The organism is Plantibacter sp. M259 (assembly GCF_006065115.1).
GTDB lineage: Bacteria > Actinomycetota > Actinomycetes > Actinomycetales > Microbacteriaceae > Plantibacter > Plantibacter auratus.
This window is the reverse complement of sequence record NZ_CP040750.1, coordinates 47,946-66,360: the sequence shown is the minus strand read 5'-3', so window position 1 is coordinate 66,360 and position 18,415 is coordinate 47,946. Positions and strand designations below refer to the sequence as shown.

The 18,415-nt window shown below is 70.7% G+C and carries 16 protein-coding genes; 14 read left to right on the top strand and 2 right to left on the bottom strand.

The window, feature by feature from the left end:
• Positions 1-65 precede the first annotated feature (65 nt).
• Entirely contained in the window at positions 66-551 is a 486-nt protein-coding gene (locus tag FGL15_RS00310; protein WP_056005205.1) for a glutathione peroxidase, read from the top strand.
• A gap of 21 nt (positions 552-572) precedes the next feature.
• Here the strand turns inward: FGL15_RS00310 and FGL15_RS00305 are convergent, their stop codons facing one another.
• The gene (locus tag FGL15_RS00305; RefSeq protein ID WP_138944544.1) at positions 573-1,445 is read right to left on the bottom strand and encodes an oxidoreductase; all 873 of its coding nucleotides are present in this window, start codon (positions 1,443-1,445) and stop codon (positions 573-575) included.
• A gap of 199 nt (positions 1,446-1,644) precedes the next feature.
• Between FGL15_RS00305 and FGL15_RS00300 the strand changes: the two genes are divergently transcribed.
• The 12 genes from FGL15_RS00300 to FGL15_RS00245 all read left to right on the top strand — a co-directional run bounded on the left by FGL15_RS00300 (position 1,645) and on the right by FGL15_RS00245 (position 15,114).
• A complete protein-coding gene (locus FGL15_RS00300) occupies positions 1,645-2,136 on the top strand; it encodes a PadR family transcriptional regulator (RefSeq protein ID WP_085514431.1) in 492 nt (163 codons plus the stop codon).
• A gap of 61 nt (positions 2,137-2,197) precedes the next feature.
• Positions 2,198-3,901 (top strand): AarF/ABC1/UbiB kinase family protein, encoded by a 1,704-nt coding sequence (locus tag FGL15_RS00295; RefSeq protein WP_138944543.1) that lies wholly within the window; start codon positions 2,198-2,200, stop codon positions 3,899-3,901.
• 178 nt (positions 3,902-4,079) lie between these two features.
• On the top strand, positions 4,080-5,366 hold the full coding sequence (locus FGL15_RS00290) for a CaiB/BaiF CoA-transferase family protein (protein ID WP_138944542.1): 1,287 nt from the start codon (positions 4,080-4,082) through the stop codon (positions 5,364-5,366).
• Positions 5,366-6,145, top strand: coding sequence for an enoyl-CoA hydratase/isomerase family protein (locus FGL15_RS00285; protein WP_138944541.1), 780 nt, complete (start codon positions 5,366-5,368; stop codon positions 6,143-6,145). The genes FGL15_RS00290 and FGL15_RS00285 overlap by 1 nt, the downstream gene beginning before the upstream one ends.
• A 57-nt stretch (positions 6,146-6,202) precedes the next feature.
• Complete coding sequence (locus tag FGL15_RS00280; protein ID WP_138944540.1) at positions 6,203-8,149, top strand: helix-turn-helix domain-containing protein; 1,947 nt, start codon at positions 6,203-6,205, stop codon at positions 8,147-8,149.
• A 145-nt stretch (positions 8,150-8,294) separates the two neighbouring features.
• Positions 8,295-9,455, top strand: a complete 1,161-nt coding sequence (solA, locus tag FGL15_RS00275; RefSeq protein ID WP_168223260.1) for an N-methyl-L-tryptophan oxidase — start codon at positions 8,295-8,297, stop codon at positions 9,453-9,455.
• A 4-nt stretch (positions 9,456-9,459) separates the two neighbouring features.
• Entirely contained in the window at positions 9,460-10,410 is a 951-nt protein-coding gene (locus tag FGL15_RS00270; RefSeq protein WP_138944538.1) for an ABC transporter permease, read from the top strand.
• Positions 10,407-11,387 (top strand): ABC transporter permease, encoded by a 981-nt coding sequence (locus tag FGL15_RS00265; RefSeq protein ID WP_138944537.1) that lies wholly within the window; start codon positions 10,407-10,409, stop codon positions 11,385-11,387. Before FGL15_RS00270 ends, FGL15_RS00265 begins: the two co-directional genes overlap by 4 nt.
• On the top strand, positions 11,384-12,955 hold the full coding sequence (locus FGL15_RS00260) for an ABC transporter substrate-binding protein (RefSeq protein WP_138944536.1): 1,572 nt from the start codon (positions 11,384-11,386) through the stop codon (positions 12,953-12,955). The genes FGL15_RS00265 and FGL15_RS00260 overlap by 4 nt, the downstream gene beginning before the upstream one ends.
• 58 nt (positions 12,956-13,013) lie before the next feature.
• Complete coding sequence (locus FGL15_RS00255; protein WP_085514392.1) at positions 13,014-13,883, top strand: ABC transporter ATP-binding protein; 870 nt, start codon at positions 13,014-13,016, stop codon at positions 13,881-13,883.
• On the top strand, positions 13,880-14,587 hold the full coding sequence (locus FGL15_RS00250; protein WP_138944535.1) for a dipeptide/oligopeptide/nickel ABC transporter ATP-binding protein: 708 nt from the start codon (positions 13,880-13,882) through the stop codon (positions 14,585-14,587). The genes FGL15_RS00255 and FGL15_RS00250 overlap by 4 nt, the downstream gene beginning before the upstream one ends.
• A gap of 101 nt (positions 14,588-14,688) precedes the next feature.
• A complete protein-coding gene (locus tag FGL15_RS00245; RefSeq protein WP_138944534.1) occupies positions 14,689-15,114 on the top strand; it encodes a cupin domain-containing protein in 426 nt (141 codons plus the stop codon).
• Positions 15,115-15,128: 14 nt separating this feature from the next.
• On the opposite strand, the gene FGL15_RS00240 is transcribed toward FGL15_RS00245, so the two are convergent.
• Complete coding sequence (locus FGL15_RS00240) at positions 15,129-16,934, bottom strand: GAF domain-containing protein (protein WP_205858662.1); 1,806 nt, start codon at positions 16,932-16,934, stop codon at positions 15,129-15,131.
• A gap of 202 nt (positions 16,935-17,136) precedes the next feature.
• On the opposite strand from FGL15_RS00240, the gene FGL15_RS00235 reads away from it, so the two are divergent.
• Positions 17,137-18,411 carry a hydroxymethylglutaryl-CoA reductase, degradative gene (locus FGL15_RS00235; protein ID WP_138944532.1) on the top strand — a complete coding sequence of 425 codons (1,275 nt, stop codon included), beginning with the start codon at positions 17,137-17,139 and terminating at the stop codon, positions 18,409-18,411.
• Positions 18,412-18,415 lie beyond the last annotated feature (4 nt).

The window sequence follows — 18,415 nt, the reverse complement described above, 5'->3', positions numbered from 1 at the left end:
TGGATCCGCTTGCGCACACCAGTGCACAGGCAGGACGTCGTTCGACAGATGAGAGGCATCACACCATGACCGATCTGGACACCATCCCCGTCACCACCCTCGACGGCCGGGACACGACCCTCGCGGAGTGGGACGGGAAGGCCAAACTCGTGGTCAACGTCGCGAGCCGCTGCGGCCTCGCACCGCAGTACGAGAAGCTCGAGGCGCTCCAGAAGGAATACGCCGACCGCGGCTTCACGGTGATCGGGTTCCCGAGCAACCAGTTCCTGCAGGAGCTCGGCGACAACGAGAAGATCGCCGAGTACTGCTCAGCCACCTGGGGCGTCACCTTCCCGATGATGGACAAGGTGAAGGTCAACGGCCGGAACCGGCACCCGCTCTACCAGGAGCTCGTGAAGACCGCCGATGCCAACGGCAAGGCCGGCAACGTCAAGTGGAACTTCGAGAAGTTCCTCATCGCGCCCGACGGCACCGTGCACCGCTTCCGTCCGACCACCGAGCCGGATGCCCCCGAGGTCATCGCCGCGATCGAGGAGAGTCTTCCCGCGTGACGCCGGGACGGCCGGGCGCGCTCACCGGTAGGTGACTCCGGTGAGCGCTTCGGCCGTCGTCCAGAGCTCGGCGGCGACGTGCTCGTCGCGGGCCGCCGAGGTCCGGCCGACGGGCTTCGGGCCGCCGCGCATCTCGCCGAAGCCGCTCGGACCGTAGTAGCCGCCGGGCTCGACGTCAGGCGAGGTCGCCGCGTACAGCGTCGGAAGCGCACCCATCTCAGCGCTCTGACCGAGGAGCCTGGTTCCCCACGCGAGGAGCGGACCCTGCGCGGACTCGGTGTGGGACTGGAGCTCGGTCGACGCGAAGCCGGGGTGGGCGGCCACGGACAGTACCGAGGACTCCTCCGCCGTGAGGCGTCGCTGCAGTTCGGCCGAGAACATGAGGTCGGCGAGCTTCGACTGGCCGTAGGCCGACCAGCGTCGATAGGTGCGGTTGCGCCAGTTGAGATCGGCCAGGTCGATCTTGCCGGCGCGGTGTGCAGCACTCGACAGCGTCACGACCCGCGTGGTGATGCGGTCGATCAGGAGGCCGGTGAGGGCGAAGGGCCCGAGGAAGTTCGTGCCGATCTGCATCTCGAAGCCGTCGGCCGTGCGTCGTTCGGGAACCGCCATGACGCCCGCGTTGTTCACCAGTACGTCGACCCGCTCGACGCCGTCGGCGAATCGACGGACGGACGCCAGGTCGGCGAGATCGAGCTGCCGCACTTCGATGTCGCCGGTCATCGTCGCCGCGGCACGCGCGCCCTTGTCCGTGTCGCGGCAGGCGAGGATCACGGCGGCACCGTGGGCGGCGAGCTCGCGGGCCGTGACCGCGCCGATCCCGCTGTTCGCGCCGGTCACGATCGCGACGCGGCCGTGCTGATCGGGGATGTCTGCTGCGGTCCAGGGGCTCATGAGGGCGACGTTACGCCATCACGATCTTGCGATTACACATATCGTTCACAGCTTCACCGATATATCGTTGAGCATCGTTCACGGACTACGAAGGAGAGCAATCATGGGTGGATTCCCAAGCGGTGGCGCAGGATTCGGTGGCGCAGGGTTCGGTAACGGCGGAGGCTTCGGCAACGGAGCCGGCTTCGGTACCGACGGCATGTGGCAGATGATGGAACAGCTGCGTTCGAAGTTCGAGAAGAGCGCCGGCTCGCGCGTCGGCCGAGGCGACGTCCGCTCCGCCGTGCTGGCCCTCCTGGCCGAGCAGCCGATGCACGGCTACCAGATCATCCGCGAGATCGAAGAGCGCAGCGGGGGCTCCTGGAAGCCCAGCGCAGGCTCGGTCTACCCGACGCTGCAGCTGCTGTCCGACGAGGGCATCATCACGGCCGAGGAGTCGGGCGGACGCAAGACCTACGCACTGACCGAGGCCGGTCGCGACGAGGTCGCCGAGTCCGGAGCATCCGCTCCGTGGCAGAACGCCGAGTCGTCCGAGCACCCCGGCTTCACCGCCCTGCCGAAGGCCGGCGTCGAGCTGGCCCAGGCCGCAGCCCAGGTCGGCCGCACCGGCACGCCCGAGCAGGTCCAGCAGGCCGTCACCATCCTCGACGACGCTCGCAAGCGCCTCTACGCGATCCTCGCCCAGGACTGACCGAGTGTCGTCGACCGGCGGGATGCCCAGCGACTCGGCGTCCCGTTTCGGCGAGCTTCCCATGAGCGGGCGGGCCGGCGTTCCTGCCGGTCCGCCCGCTCACGGGCGCGCCCGGTACCGTCGCATCCTCCGCTTCGCGAGCTGGCACCTGGCCGCCGCCTGGTGGTTCGAGATCGTCCTGCCGCGGTTCGGACTCATCAAACTGACGGAGCGGACCCGCACGCGTCGGATGCAGAAGTTCGCACGACGGTTCCACGTGCTCGCCGTCGACCTCGGCGGCCTCATGATCAAGGTCGGCCAGTTCATGTCGTCGCGCCTCGACGTCCTCCCGCCGGAGATCACGAAGGAGCTCGAAGGCCTGCAGGACGAAGTCCCGCCCGTCGCCTTCCCACGCATCCGCGCGCTCGCCGAGTCGGAACTCCGCGTGCCGCTCTCGCAGGTCTTCGCCGGCATCGACGAACGCCCCGTCGCAGCGGCCTCGCTCGGCCAGGCGCACCGCGCCATGCTCGCTCCGGCGCTCGCCGCCGACACCGGGCTCGACGCCGTCGTGCTCAAGGTCCAGCGGCCGGGCATCGACGAGATCGTCACCGTCGACCTCGCCGCCCTGCGCAAGGTGGGCGGCTGGTTGCGCCGCGTCCGGCTCGTCTCCGACCGCGTCGACATGCCCGCACTCGTCGAGGAGTTCGCCGCCACGAGCCTCGAGGAGATCGACTACCTCCATGAGGCCACGAGTTCCGAGCGGTTCGCCGCAGACTTCGCGGGCGACGACCGCGTCTCCGTACCCGCGGTGGTGTGGGAGCGCACGACCCAGCGCGTCCTGACGCTCGAAGACGTCACCGCCATCAAGATCACCGACGCGGACGCCCTGCGCGCCGCCGGCATCGATCCGGTCGACGTGGCACCCGTGTTCGCGGCCGTCATGTTCGACCAGCTCTTCACCAACGGGTTCTTCCACGCCGACCCGCATCCCGGCAACATCTTCGTGACGCCGATCGACGCCGCCCCGGGCGAGCGGCCCTGGAAGCTGACCTTCATCGACTTCGGGATGATGGGCGAGGTCCCGCCGACCACGAGGCGCGGCCTCCGGAAGCTGCTCATCGCCGCCGCATCGCGCGACGGCAAGGGCCTGGTCGACGCGATCCGCGACCTCGGCGTCCTCCTGCCCTCGGCCGACACGACCGAGCTCGAGCGGGCCATGACCGCGCTGTTCGGACGCTTCGGCGGCATGGGGTTCGCGGAACTGCGCGACGTCGATCCGAAGGAGTTCCGCGACTTCGGCAACCAGTTCAGCGAGGTCATCCGCACGCTGCCGTTCCAGCTGCCCGAGAACTTCCTGCTCATCATCCGCGCGATCTCGCTCACCTCCGGTGTCTGCAGCGCCCTCGACCCCGAGTTCAACCTCTGGGACTCCGTCGAGCCCTACGCCGCGCAGCTGCTCCGAGACGAACGCGGCAACGTCGTCCAGGACCTCGGTCGTGAGGCACTCGACATCGCCACGGTCGCCGTCCGCCTGCCGAAGCGTCTCGACGCGGTCATCACCCGGGTCGAAGCGGGCACGGTCGCGACCACCAACCCGAGACTGGAACAGCGGATCGCGCGGCTCGACCGCACGACGGGCCGGGTCGTCTCGGCCGTGTTGTTCGCCGCACTGCTCGTCGCGGGTGCCGTGCTCCGGGCCGACGACGCGGTGCTCGGCACCGTCTTCATGGTGGTCTCCATCCTGCCGCTCCTCCATGCGCTGTTCTCGGGGCGACGCGGGCGCTGAGTGACCGGCATGTGTCGCGGCCGTCCCTGAGGCCGCGGATGTGGTCCGGACGGACATGTCCGCGCCGTCGATCGCGGTGACAGGATCGCCACGCACGATCGGGACCGTTCCGAAGTGCAGAGCGGAGCGACATGCGCAGGCGGCCGGATCACACCACCTCGACGACGGGTGGCAACCGATGATCGATGAGGACCTGCGTGTCCGCCTCGCCGATCTCGGCGGGTTCGACACCGCACGCGGCTCGCTCGCGGGCGTGGTGGTCGTCGACGTCACCAGGGTCGTCGCCGGCCCGTACTGTTCGATGGTCCTGGCGGACCTCGGGGCCACCGTGGTCAAGGTCGAGCACCCGGACGAACCCGACTACACCCGAACCTTCCCGCCGTTGCTCGCGGCGGAGGACGACCCCGACGGCCCGGCGGGCGAGGACCGACTGAGCGGCTTCTTCGCGCAGTACAACCGCAACAAGCTCGGCGTCACCGCCAACCTCCGGCATCCCTCGGGTGCTGCGCTGCTCGAGCATCTGGTGGCCCGCGCCGACGTGCTCGTCGAGAACTTCCGTCCGGGCACGATGGACCGCCTCGGCCTGGGCTACGAGCACCTGCGGACGATCAACCCGCGCCTCGTGTACGCCGCCCTCAGTGGCTACGGTCAGACCGGACCGTACCGTGGCCGACCGGCCTACGACAACAGCGCCCAGGCGACCGGCGGTCTGTGGTCGATGAACGGCCCGGCCGGTGGGCCGCCGACGAGGGTCGGCACCATCATCGGCGACCTCGCAGCGAGCCTGTACGGGACGATCGGCGTCCTCGCAGCGCTCCGGCACGCCGACACCACGGGGTACGGGCAGCTCGTCGACATCTCGCAACAGGACTCGGTCCTCACCCTGACCGAGAACGCGGTCGTCGCCTACACGACCGAGGGCACGGTGCCGGTCCCGCTCGGGAACGCCCATCCCTTCGTGCGCCCCTACGAGGCGTTCCCCTGCCGAGACGGCTTCGTCTTCTTCGGCGGCTACACCGACAAGTTCTGGCGGATCTCCTGCGAACTGTTCGGAGCCCCGGGGGAGTACGAGGCCCACCCCGAACTCCACGCGATGGGTGACCGGTTCGACGAGGGGGTCTACGAGGGCGCGGTCCGTCCCCTCGTCGAACGCTGGTTCGCCGGCCGCCGCAAGGCGGAGCTCGAGGCGCTCGCCGGGGACCTCGTCCCGCTGAGCGCGGTGAAGGACATCGGCGAAGTGGTGGCCGACCCGCAGATCGCGGCGCGGGACATGGTCGTCGAGACCGCCTATCCCGGGTTCGGCGCACTCCGGACCTTCGGCTCACCCGTCAAGCTCGACGCGACCCCGCCGCGGACGAACGGCCGAGCGCCGTCGACGGGGGCCCACACGGCCGCGGTGCTTCGGGAGCTGCTCGACTACGACGAGGCCGCCATCGACGAGCTTCGGGCCGCGGGGACCATCTGATGGGCGGAGTCCGACTGGACCGGTCCGGAGCGACCGCCGTCATCACGATCGACCGCCCGGCCAAACTCAACGCGCTGACCCTCGCGATGTACGACCAACTCGGCGAAGCGTTCGCCGAGGTCCGCGACGACCCGCGCATCGGTGTCGCGATCCTGACCGGTGCCGGCGACCGGGCGTTCTGCGTCGGAGCGGACCTCGGCGAGTCGATACCGGCCCTGGCCGACGGCCGGTTCGACATCAGTGAGTGGGACGACGCGCATCAGAAGCACACCCGTCTCGACAAGCCGGTGATCGGCGCGGTCAACGGGCTCTGCCTCGGGGGCGGGTTCGAGATCCTGCTGTCCACCGACATCCGCATCGCCGCCGAGCACGCGGGGTTCGCGCTCCCAGAGACGGGTGTCGGCGTCGTCCCCGCGGGAGGCACGCTGAGTCGTCTGGTCCGCCAGATCCCGTACGCCTTCGCGATGGACCTCATGTTGCGCGGCGGTCGCATCGACGCGGCGACCGCCCTCCGGTACGGCGTCGTCAACCGCGTCGTCCCGGCGACGGAGCTCATGGACACCGCGCACGACGTCGCCGACGAGCTGCTCACGAAGAGTCGCACCGCCGTCGCCGCCGTCAAACGGGCGGTCCGCGAACTCTCGGACCTGCCGCTCGAGCAGGCCTTCCGCCGTGAGGCGGTCCTCGGTCAGGAGGCCTTCACCAGCGAGGACGCCCGCGAGGGGCTCGCCGCGTTCGCCGCCCGCACTCCGCCCGTGTTCCCCTCGCACGACTCCTAGACTGAGGCCATCCTGCCCGAGGCGGACGTGTCCCGCCCTCACGCTGATGGAGTCCGCATGAGTCCGGTGATCGGCTCCGACGAACCGCGCCCGAGCGTCGACGCTGCGAGGTCGGGAGCGTCACTGGCGCTCGACCTCCTCGCGGCGTCCCGCGACGAGCCCGGGCGTCCCGGCGCAGGCGTCCGGGACCTGCTCGCCAGGGCCGGTGTCGCCGGAGCCGAGGCCGAGGCGGTGGTCGAGTCCGTCCGCGAGTCGCAACTGCGTGGTGCACGGTTGCGGCGTCGGGCGAACGAGCTCGAGGCGCTCTTCTCGACCGCGCGAGAGCTCGTCCGCCTGCAGGACGTCGACGAGGTCCTCCGCCGCCTGGTCGAGCGTGCGCACCAGCTCATGGGCACCGACGTCACCTATCTCTCCGAGGTCGAGAACGTCCGAGGAGACCTCCGGGTGCGGCACTCCGTCGGGACGGTGACGCCCGGGTTCCGGGACCTGGCCGTCCCGGCCGGGGTCGGGCTCGCCAGCCTGGTCGCCGGGACGCGTGAGCCCGCCTGGGTCGCGCGGTACGAGACGATGACCGAGGTCGGCCACGACGACCGCATCGACGCCGCTGTGCGGGCGGAGGGACTCGTGTCGTTCCTCGGTGTCCCGCTCGCGGTCGGGGACGAAGTGCTCGGCGCGCTCTTCGCGTGCAACCGGTTCGGGTACGACTACACGCCGGACGACGTCCTCCTGCTCTCGGCGTTCGCCGATCACGCCGCGGCCGTCCTGCACACGGCGCGGGCGCTCGCGGAGCGGGCGGCAGCCGTCGTCCGTGCCGAGGAGGCCTACCGCGAACTCGAACGTCACCTCGCCGCGACGGAGCTCGCGAGCGGAATCCATGAGGAGCTCACCTCGGCGGCGATGTCCGGCGGTACGGTGGTGGACCTCGTCGTGACCCTCTCCCAACGACTCGGACGACGGGTCTGGGCGCTGGACGACCAGGCGAGACTCCTCGACGGCGGTGGTGAGCTGCCGAGCAGACCGGTGCTCCGCGACGCGGTCGGTCGGAGCCAGCTGAGCGGGCACGCCGAGCTCGTGGAAGCCCGAGGGCACCGTTGGCTCGTCGTGGCGATCGTCGGGGCCGACCGCGTTCTCGGGTCGATCGTCGCGGAGGCCGGTTCCGGTCCCGACGACAGCGTCCTCCGCCGCACGCTGGAGCGGGCCGCCCAGGTGGCCGCGTTGGTCTCCTTCAAGCGCGACGCGGTGATCGCGTTGCGAGCCGAGCGTCGAGCGCGCTGGCTGCTGGCGGTCGTCGACGGTGCGGACGACCTCCTCTCGGCGGACGTCGAACCCTCGCTGCTAGCCATGGCGCCGGGAGCCTGCGCGGTCGTCGACGTCCTCGAGCGGGACGTCGCCGACGCGGCGTTCGTCGCCGCGGGTGCCGTCGGCGAGAACGGCGTGGTCGCCCGGCGCGATCACCGGGTGATCGTCGCCTGGTCGGTCGCGGACCCCGTCGCCGAGACGGAGCGGCTGCGTCGGCTGCTGGCCGACCGGCTGCACGAGTCGGCGCTCACCGCGGTGGTCTGCACCGGCCTCGGCGGATGGGCGGATCTCGGCCCGGCCGTCGAACGAGCGACGGCCGACCTGCGGTTCCTCCACCCACTCGGCATCGAGGCCGCAACGGTGGCCTCCGACAGTCTCGCGCCGTATCACGCGCTCACCTCGGGCGAGCCGACGGCGGTGATCCGCTTCGTCGACGAACTCCTCGGGCCGGTCCTCGCCTGGGACGAACGACGTGGCACCGCCCTGTTCGACACGCTGGCCGGTTTCTTCGATGACGGCGAGAGCCGACACGCGGTGGCGAGACGCCTCCGCATCCATCCGAACACGGTGCAGCAGCGTCTCGACCGCATCCGCTCGCTCCTCGATGGTGACTGGGACGACAGCGAATTCCGATTCCGGGTGCAGGCCGCTGCGCGACTCGAGCGACTCCGGCGGTCCCTGCGCGATGCGCACCCGGCCGGCTGAAGCCGCGCGGGCCACCGATCGCTGCCATCGGTCGTTCCGACACACTGTCAGCGCGGAAACATGGGTGCTCGGTCCATAGGCCGGTCTCCGGCGCTCCAGCACACTTGCCTGAATCGATCGGGCAAGCATGAGGGAGCACCACCGGATGGAATCGTTCGACGTCGCGGTTGTCGGCATGGGAGCTCTCGGCAGTGCCGCCGCCTACCACCTCGCCCGTCGGGGCGCGAAGGTCGTCGCCTTCGAGCAGTTCGAACTCGGGCACGTCCGCGGTGCCTCGCACGACACCTCGCGGATCGTCCGGACGTCGTACGGCGCTCCGCAGTACGTGCGACTCGCGCAGTCGGCGTACCGTGACTGGGCGGACCTCGAGCAGGAGTCGGGCGAGCGGTTGCTCACCATCACCGGTGGGGTCATCTTCCTGCCGGTCGACGGACCCTACTCGGCCACCGACTTCACCGCGGCCCTGGAGGCGTGCGGGGTCCCGCACGAGCTGCTGACGCCGGCCGAAGTGCAGGCGCGGTGGCCGCAGTTCCGGATCCCCGAGAACGTGGAGACGGTCTACACCGCCGACACCGGCATCGCCCACGCGGCGCGCACCGTCGCGACGCTGCAGCTCCGTGCTCGGGCGCTCGGTGCGGACCTCCGCGACCGCACCCGCGTCGACGCGCTGACCCCCGACGGCGACGGGGTCGTGGTGCAGACCTCCAGCGGCCCGGTGCGTGCCGGCAAGGTCGTCCTGGCCGCCGATGCCTGGGCCAACGAGCTGCTCGAACCCCTCGGCGCGGCGATCCCACTCGACGTCATGCAGGAGCAGGTCACCTACTTCCGCCCGGCCGACGCAGATCAGCTCGATCGCGAGCGGTTCCCGGTGTGGATCTGGGAGGACGAGGAGTGCTACTACGGCTTCCCGACCTTCGGGGAACCGACCGTGAAGGCCGCCCGCGACGTCTCGGAGAACCGCATGTCGCCGGCGGAGCGCACCTTCGTCCCGTCGCCGGAGCTCACCGGGCAGCTGGCCGACTTCATGGCGGACCTCGTGCCGGCGTCGGGCCCGGAGCTCCGCACGGTGACCTGCCAGTACGCGCTCACCCCGGACCGGAACTTCGTCCTCGGCCCGCTCGAGGAGCACCCGGACGTCATCGTCGCCCTCGCCGCCGGTCACGGCTTCAAGTTCACGCCCGCGTTCGGACGCATCCTCGCGGAGCTCGCGCTCGACGGGGAGACGAGCGACGACATCGCGAGCTTCGCCCCGTCCCACGCCCGCAGCGCCGACCGCGTCTCACCGATGCCGACCTCCGCGAGCTGATCCCATGGCGCGATACATCGTCTCCCGGGTCCTGTCGTCGCTCTTCGTCCTGTTCGTCCTGTCCGTCCTCGTCTTCTCGATGGTCCGGGTGATCCCGGGCGACCCCCTGTCGGCGTTCGCGGACCCCTCGAACCCCGACCCGGCCGCGCTCGACGCCCTCCGCACGGAACTCGGCCTCGACCGACCCTGGCTGACGCAGTACCTCGCGTGGCTGCTCGGCGTCCTGCAGGGGGACTTCGGACGAGCCATCACCGTCCCCAACGAGGTGTCAAACCTCATCGCCCAGCGCCTCCCGCTCAGCCTCACCCTCGCCGTCATGGCGACCCTGTTCGGGACCGTCCTCGGCATCCCGGCGGGCGTCCTCGCAGCGACCCGGTGGCGTCGGGCCCCCGACAACGCGGTGCGCGGGCTGTCCTTCGTGCTCCTCGCGACCCCGCCGTTCGTGCTCGGCACCGTCCTCATCCTCGTGAACTCACTCACCCTGCGCCTGCCGCTCGTGGGTACCGCGGGGGCGAGCGGGGATCCGCTGCGACTCGTCGGGGTGCTCATCCTGCCGGCGCTCCTCATCGGTCTCGTCCTCGCGGCCATCGTCGCGAGGTACACCCGCGGCACCCTGCTCGACACGCTCGGACAGGATTTCGTCCGCACGGCGCGGGCCAAGGGGGCGTCACCGTCCCGATTGGTCGGGCGGCACGCGCTGCGCAACGCCCTCATCCCCGTCACGACCGTGATCGGCATCGAACTCGCCGCGCTCGTCGGCGGGACGGTCGTCATCGAGACCGTGTTCGCGCTCCCCGGGATGGGCTCGCTCCTCCTCACCGGCATCCGCTCGTCCGACTACCCGATCATCCAGGCGACCGTGCTGCTCATCGGCGCGGTCTACGTGCTCATCAACTTCATCGTCGATCTGATCTACCCGCTGATCGACCCACGAGTGAGGGTCCACACGTCATGACGGTCACCCGCGCCATCGCGCTCGCGAAGATCGACGGCCGCCGCCGTCGCAACGGGTTCGGTCCCGCCTTCTGGAGTGGGGCCGGCATCCTCGTCGGCATCCTCCTGCTCGCCGGGTGGATGACCCTCGCGCCGCCCTACGATCCGTTCGCCGCCTCCGGACCTGCCCTCGCCGCGCCGAGCCTCGACCACCTGCTCGGCACCGACAACCTCGGCCGCGACAACCTCACCCGCCTGGCGCTGGCCGCCCGGACGAGTCTGCTCATCTCGGGCGCCGCCGCCCTGCTCGGCGCCGTCATCGGTACGGCCCTGGGACTGGTGGCCGGGTACCTCGGCGGCTGGGTCGACGCGATCATCATGCGGATCGTGGACGCGGCGCTCGCGCTGCCGGCGATCCTCGTCGCGCTCGTCGTCGGGGTCGTCATCGGCACCGGGCCGTGGCCACTCATCATCGCCCTCGGCCTCGTGTTCGCTCCGGGCTTCGCCCGCGTCATGCGGGCCCCGGTCATCGCCCTGCGCGAACGGGACTTCGTCCTCGCAGCGACGCTCAGTGGCGTGCGGGGACATCGGGTGATCGTCGAGCACCTGCTGCCCAACGTCCTGACCCCACTGTTCGTGCAGTTCGCGTCCGTCGCCTCGCAGGTGGTCCTCATCGAAGCCGCGCTCAGCTACCTCGGTCAGGGCGTCCAGGCGCCCGAACCCTCGGCCGGCCGCATGATCAGCGAGTTCACGCGCTTCATGCACGTGCAGCCACTCCTCATCGTCCTGCCCTCCCTCGTGATCATCCTGCTCTCGGCGGCCTGGAACCTCCTCGCCGACGGGCTCCAGGACCACTTCGCCCCGAGGCGGGAGCCCGCGTTCTCGCTCGGCCGCCCGCGCGGGCGTCGGCGAGCGGCAGCGGCGCACCACGGCACGTCATCCCGCACCACCATCGACGCGGCGTCCACGGACGACGCTCCAGAGAAGAGGCAGCAATGAAGACACGCATCCTCGCGGGGACGGTCGCCATCGTGGCGGCGTCCCTCGCGCTCAGCGGCTGTGCGCCCGGCGGATCCACTGCCGACGCGGGCGGCGACCCGGTCGCCGGCGGCACCCTGCACTGGGGCGTCCCGGCCGAGCCGTCGGCCGGCGGTCTCGACCCGATGGCCGCCAGCGCGATTGCCGCCGAGGTCATCAACGCCGTCGCGTACGACACGCTGCTCGCGAAAGACGACGACGGCGAGGTCATCCCGGCGCTCGCCACCGAGTGGTCACAACCGGACGAGCTCACCTGGGTCTTCCAGCTGCGGGACGACGTCACCTTCGCCGACGGCAGCGCGTTCAGCGCCGACGACGTCGTCTACTCCTTCAACCTGATGAAGGAGGCGACCACCTCGGCGAGCACCTACCTCGCGAACGTCTCGAGCATCGAGAAGACCGGTGAGACCGAGGTCACGTTCCGGTTCAGCGCGCCGGACGGTACCTTCGTGGACGCGGTCTCCGCCCGCCAGACGTTCTTCATCGTGAGTGAGGAGGGCTATGGCGCGGCGACACCGGACGAGCGGCAGCGGACCACCTTCGGGACCGGCGCGTTCCAGGTGACCGACTGGAGCGATGGCGTCAGCGTCACGATGGCGAAGAACGAGAACGCCTGGCAGGACACGAAGCCGTATCTCGACGAGATCGTCTTCGACTTCATCCCTGACGAGTCCGCACGCCTCGCCGCGCTGCAGCAGGGCAGCATCCAGGCCGCGTACTTCACGGACGGGAGCCTCGCCGACCAGGCGGTCCAGGCCGGATTCACCCTCGGGGAGGCGTCCTACCGCCAGAACCTCGCGATCTACATCAACCCGGAGACCGGGCCGCTCGCCGACATCGACGTCCGTCGGGCCGTCGCGTTGTCCCTCGACCGCCAGGCCCTCGTCGACACGGCGATGCTCGGCTACGCCGCGCTGTCGTTCGTGCCACCGGCCGGTGACCCCGGCGCGCTCGACCCGGCGGGTCTGCCGTACTACGAGCGCGACGTCAGCCGCGCGAAGGAGCTCCTCAAGGATGCCGGCCAGCCGAACCCGACCATCACGCTCAGCTACATGGGCGACGTCGCGCAGTCGCACCACCCCGTCTACGAGATGATGCAGCAGCAGCTCGCCGAAGCGGGGATCACCCTGCAGCTCGACGCGAAGCCGCTGTCGGAGATCGCCCCGGTCTTCACGACCGGTGAGAGCTGGACCGACCTCGTCGCCATTCCGGGCAGCCCCCGTGCGGCGTCCCTGTTCTACTACGACCCCGTGCTCGTCGACGGCGGCGTGTACAACCACTGGGAGGGCAACCCGGAGGCGGACGCCGCTCGCGAGCTGTTCCAGCAGGCGAAGAGCGAATCGGACCCGGCCGAGTACGCGAAGCTCGTCGACCAGCTGGCGGAGGAAGCAGCCGAGCAGGTGCTCGAGATCGTGCCGGTCGCGGTCCCGGTCTACTTCGAGGTCTGGGACAGCGCCAAGCTGCACGACTACCAGAGCGACGCGTACTACTCGCGGTACCGGCTCGACGAGGCCTGGCTGAGCCAGTAGTCCTGTCGTCCACCCCACCGTCCCTCCCGCACCACTCGAGCGAAAGCTGGTCTGACCCATGGATCGAGACGTCGACGCCCTCCACGTGGAGGGGCTGAGCATCGCCTACGGTGGCGCTGCGCCATCGGTGCAGGACGTGTCCCTGCGTGTCGGTCCGGGGGAGATCGTCGGGGTGATCGGCGAGTCCGGGAGCGGCAAGTCGAGCATCGCCCTCGCGATGATGGGGCTGCTGCCGGACTCGGCGACGGTCACGGCGTCCCGCCTCGACGTCGCGGGGACCGACATGCAGGGCGCCACGGAACGGGACTGGTCGGGGCTCCGCGGTGCACGCGCCTCGATGGTGTTCCAGGAGCCGATGTCCGCCCTCAACCCGTGCATGCGGATCGGGGCGCAGATCGCCGAGGTCCTCCGCATCCACGGGGTCGCCGACAAACGGCAGGCCCGGGCGCGGGCGTTGGAGATCCTCCACCTCGTGCGGATGCCCGACGCGGAACGACGGCTCGGTTACTACCCCCACCAGCTGTCCGGCGGTCAACGCCAGCGAGTCGTGATCGCCATCGCGGTGGCCGCCGGACCGACCCTGCTCGTCGCGGACGAGCCCACGACCGCGCTCGACGTGACGGTGCAGGCACAGATCCTGGAGCTGTTGCGGACCCTGCGCGACGAGACGGGGATGGGCGTGCTGTTCATCAGCCACGACCTCGGCGTCATCGGGCAGCTCTGCGAGCGGGTCGCCGTGATGTACCGCGGGCGCATCGTCGAGACCGGTCGCGCCGAGCGGGTCCTCGCGGATCCGCAGCATCCGTACACTCGGGCGCTCCTCGAGAGCATTCCGCGACCGTCGGTGCCGGTGCGGTCGCCGTTGGCGGTCATCCCCGTCGACAACGACTTCGCCGAGGCGCCGGCGGTCTTGGAGGAGGTCCGATGAGCGACACCCTGCTCCGCGTCGACGGCGTCACGCAACGGTTCGGCCACGGTGAGCATGCGACGCTCGCGCTCGACGACGTGTCGCTCGAGGTGCGCCGGGGCGAGACGCTCGGACTCGTCGGAGAATCCGGCTCCGGGAAGAGCACCCTCGCCCGGGCGATCCTGCTGATGCGGCGACCGAGCTCGGGCCGCATCGAGTTCGACGGTGGCGACGTCTCGCGGCTCCGCGGGTCGGCGCTGCGGACGCACCGGCGGCGGGTGCAGATGGTGTTCCAGGACCCGAACGACTCCCTCGACCCGCGCTTCACGGTGGCACGTTCGATCGCCGAACCGCTCGTCGCCGCGGGGATGGGCGCGGCCGCGCGTCGAGCCCGGGTCGTCGAGTCGCTCCACCAGGTGGGATTGCCAGGGGACGCCGCGGGGCGCTTCCCACACGAGTTCTCCGGCGGGCAACGGCAGCGCATCGCGATCGCCCGGGCCATGGCGGCGAAGCCGGAGTTCGTCGTCCTGGACGAGCCGACCTCGGCCCTCGACGTCTCCGTGCAGGCGCAGGTGCTCAATCTGCTTGTCCGCCTCCAGGAGGAGACGGGCGTGACCTACCTCTTCATCACCCACAACCTGGCGGTCGTCCATCACGTCGCGCATCGGGTGGCGGTGATGCGCAACGGCCGCGTCGTGGAGGAGGGGACGGGGAGCAGGTCATGACCCGGCCTCAGGACGCCTACACGCGCGAACTCCTCGAGTCGATGCCCGTCCTCTACCGGACCTGATCCCACCACCGATTGACGACCACCAGGAGGAACCGGATGCGCGTGCAACGACTCGGCGACAACGCTCACGAGGTGGCGCTGTACGAGGGCCCGGGCCGGATCGAGCTGGAGTGGTACTTCCAGCAGACCACGGCCCTGCCGTCATCGGTCATGCTGTATCGCCTCGAACCCGGAGCGGCCGAGGGCGAGCACCTCCACCTGGAGGGTGCCGACGCGAGTTGTTCGCCGAACAGCTCCGACGAACTGTACGTCGTCACCGCGGGTGAACTCGTCGTGACCTCGGGGGAGCACCGGAGGCTGTTGCGATCCGGCGACGCGTTCTACGCGCCGGCCGGGCTCGTGCACGGTGTCCGCAACGAGTCCGACGCCGTGGCCGAGATGATCCTCGTCTTCGGCACGCCGACGGGGAACCCGTTCCCGCAATCGGGCGAGGAGGCCTTCTCCATGGACACGGACCGCTGAACCGGCGACCTCGGCTACCGTCCGGCCTGCAACTGCTCGCGGAGCTCGTCGAGGCGGACGGCGATGCCGAGCCGGAACATGCGCTCGTCCTCGCGCCAGGAGGCTCCGAGGACCTGGTCGAGCCGGTCGAGGCGCTGCAGGATCGTGTTCGTGTGGAAGTTCAAGGCGCGCGCCGTGCGGGTGGGGCTCGCGTTGTTCCGCACGAACGCGCGCAGCGTCCCGAGCAGATCGGCGTTCCGCTCGGCGTCGTAGCGCCGGACGAGTCCGATGGTGTCGCGCAGGAAGTCGGCGAGCGCCCGCGCATCGGTGTCGAAGATCGCCGAGTAGGGCAGGAAGTCGTCGGTCGATGCGGTGAGGTCCGAGAGTTCCAGTGCGGCGATGAGTCTGGCGGTGCGCATCGCGCTGGTGAACGCGGAGGTGAGGGCATCGGGGGCGGTGCGGGGCACGACGGCGACGACGGGCTGCTGGATGCTGCCGGCGACGTGTCGGCGGACGGCGTCGGCGTCGAGCGGCCGACGGCCGGAGGAGTGTGCGGCGACGACGTACCCGCGGTACTCGCCGACGAGCGCATGGTCGTCGAGTCGGCGGCCGAGCGCTCGGGCGGCGGTGGTCTGCTGGTCTCCGGGGACGGCGAGGAGGAGCAGGGAGTCGAGTTCGTGCAGGTCGATGCCGAGGCGCCTGGCGCGTCGTTCGACGTCGGATCGGCGTTCGGGCACGTCGTCGAGGAGGTCGGCGATGAGTTCGCTGCGGACCCGGTGGTCCGCGCCTGAAGCCGCCTCCTGCTGCAGTTCGAGGAGCGCCGCGACCTGCGCTGCGCGTTCGACGGTGCGGAGGTCCACGGCGCCGAGCTCGAAGTCGCCGTCACCGAGGATGAGGGCGCCGAAGTGCCGGCTGCCGGCGGACAGGGCGGCGACCGCTCCGACACCGCCGCTCGCGACCAGGACGCAGTGGCCCGAGCGACGGCTGTCGGTGATGGCCGCGCGGGTGACGTCGTCGAGGTCGAGCATGCCGGGGGAGAGCGGGAGACCGGCTGCCGCGATCACCCGGTCCTGCGCGTCGGTCACGGCGACCGCACGGCCGAGCGCGGTGGCGAGCGTCTCCGCGACGGGTGCGAAACCGCCCCCGGCGAGGACCGCCTGGACGAGTTCCTGGTGGACGGTGTTCGCCCGATCGCGTTCGACGAGGTGGGCGGTGAGGTCCGCGAGGTTCCGTCGGCTGGCGTCCTCGGAGTCCTGCAGGTCGCGGAGGGTCTGCGTGGTCTGGAGGATGACCGAGGCGTGGTCCGCGAGCGCCGCCAGGAGCGCGACCTCGTCGGGGGAGAAGTCCTTCCGGTCGCGGTTGCCGACGAAGAGGACGCCGAGGACGTCATCGCTCGTGAGCATCGGCACGCCGAGCAGGGAGACGAGCCCCTCCGCTGCGACCGCGTCGTCGATGCCGCGCTCGTGTCGGTCGGTCGAGTAGTCGGAGTAGTCCGCGACCCACTGGGCCGTGCGCGATTCGACGACGACGCTCGCGAGCCCGCGCCCGGGAGGCACCCGGAGCGTCTGGAACGACGGACTGACGGAGCCGCTCGTCTCGCGGACCCGCAGCTCGTGGGTGACCGGGTCGAACTCGGACAGGTAGGCCAGATCGACGCCCATCATCTGGTGGGCGCGCTGGACGAGCCTGGCGAGCACGGCGTCGCTGTCGCGGAGCTCGGCCAGTTCGCGGGCGCTGGAGAACAGGGCGGAGAGCTCGTGCTCGCGGCGTCGCAGCCGGATCAGCTCCCGCTCGGTGTCGTGGACGGGTTCGGCGTCGACGAGGTCGGTGGCCGTTCGCACGTCGGCAGGCTCTCGCATCGGGTCTCCTGACTGGTCCCTCAGGAGTCTAAAGCGACGGCCGGTCCAGCGGGGTGTGGGATCCACCCACACGATCGCCGATCCGCTGAGTCATCCGCCCATCGTCGTCGACGATCACCGCTCCTAGGGTCGTCTTGACCGCAGCACCGAGGATCCGGTGTCTGCCTGTACCGAAGGGCGACCCATGCCGAGAAACAGCCGAATCCAGGGGCTGCGCGACCACACGCCGGACGAGCGGCTCGACCTCGTCGCCGAGGGGGCCGGGATCGCGGCGGAGGCGCTCGCCGCACTGCGACCGGACGCCGGCCTGTCGATCGCCCAGGCGGACCACCTCGTGGAGAACGTCGTCGGCGTCATCGCCGTCCCGGTGGGCGTCGCGACGAACTTCACCATCAACGGCGAGGACCGACTCGTCCCCATGGCGACCGAGGAGCCGAGCGTCGTCGCCGCGGCTTCCAACGCCGCCCGCATCGCGCGCGTGCACGGCGGTTTCCGGACGTCGTCGTCGGGCGACGTCATGATCGCGCAGATCCAGATCCTCGACGCGGTCGACCCGCACGCCGCGCGGCTCCGTGTCCTCGAGGCCCGCGACGAACTGCTCGCCCTCGCGAACGAGCTCGACCCGATCCTCGTCTCCTTCGGCGGTGGCGCCCGGGACATCGACGTCCGGATCCTGCCGACGCGCGTGGGGACGCAGGTCATCGTCCACCTCCACGTCGACGTCCGCGACGCCATGGGTGCGAACGCCGTGAACACGATGGCCGAGGCGATCGCACCGCGCATCGCCGAGATCGCCGGATCGCGGACCCTCCTGCGGATCCTCACGAACAAGGCCGATCAGCGCATCACCCGTGCCAGGGCGGTGTTCGACGCCGACCTCCTCGGTGGCGCGCAGGTCGTCGCCGACATCGTCGCCGCGAGCGCGTTCGCCGAGGCCGATCCGTACCGGGCGGCCACGCACAACAAGGGCATCATGAACGGCATCACGGCCGTCGTCCTCGCCACGGGCAACGACACCCGGGCGGTCGAAGCCGGCTGCCACTCCCACGCGGCGCGGTCCGGTCGCTATTCGGCGCTGTCGCAGTTCGAGCAGGACGCCGACGGGAACCTCGTCGGCACGATCGAGGTCCCACTGGCCGTCGGACTCGTCGGTGGAGCGACGAAGGCACACCCGACGGCGCAGGCGGGCGTGACCCTCCTCGGCGTCGAGACGGCCCGGGAACTCGCGGCCGTCATCGCCTCGGTGGGCCTTGCACAGAACCTGGCCGCGTGTCGGGCGCTCGCCGCCGAGGGCATCCAGCGCGGCCACATGACCCTGCATGCCCGTACGATCGCGGCGAGCGCCGGCGCGACCGTGGACGAGATCGGGGCGGTCGCGGCGAGGATCGTCGCCGACCGTCGGATCCGGGTCGAGTACGCGCGCGAGGTGCTCGACGAGCTCCGGGCGACGTCGGCATGAGCGG